The following is a 711-nucleotide window of genomic DNA, read 5'->3' on the forward strand; positions in this document are numbered from 1 at the left end:
CTGTCTCTATGAATGAACCTGAAAAACATTGGTTAATGAGACCGGCATCGATCAGTTTGCTCTGGAAGGTATTTATCGCCATTTTGGTTCTGACCGTCTTATCTGAATTATTGATTCATAAGCATGAACACTTTGGTATTGATGGCACCTTTGGTTTTTCAGCATGGTATGGATTTGTTACATGTGCCGCTATGGTGGTCGGCGCAAAAGTGCTTGGCTACGTCTTGAAGCGTGGAGAGGATTATTATGATGATTGAATTTCCACCAGGCTGGATAATTATCATTGGGGCGCTATTGATCCCTATTACTCAGGGTTTGTTGAGACAAGCTGTACTTGTGGCTTTGCCTGTACTTGCATTGACACTTATCTGGACCTTGCCCGATAACGCGCTTTGGCAAACAAGTTTTCTTGAATACACGCTATCACCGCTTGATTTTTCAACCGTAGGCAAGTTGTTTGCGACTATCTTTTCTTTGATGGTCTTGGTTGGTGGCATCTATGCGATGCGTACCGCTTCCACCTTGGAGTTATCTGCAGCGTTTTTATACGCCGGTAGCGCAATCGGGGTGACTTCTTCTGGCGACTTGATCAGCGTATTTATTTATTGGGAGTTAATGGCAATTGGCTCTACCGCAGTGATCTGGGCTGGCGCAACAAACTCCGCATACAAAGCCAGTATGCGTTATTTGTTTATGCATTTATTTGGCGGC

At 44.4% G+C, this 711-nt stretch carries 1 protein-coding gene and 1 pseudogene; both read left to right on the forward strand.

The genetic code is table 11. The annotated features are described in order from the left end of the window. Positions 1-257: hypothetical protein (locus A3739_RS29515; protein WP_082878301.1), on the forward strand; the 257-nt coding region annotated here is incomplete at its 5' end. Next, positions 247-711: pseudogene (locus tag A3739_RS06565) on the forward strand (hypothetical protein); the annotation flags it as partial. The gene A3739_RS29515 and the pseudogene A3739_RS06565, both read left to right, overlap by 11 nt.

It is taken from the genome of Oleiphilus sp. HI0067, assembly GCF_001635735.1.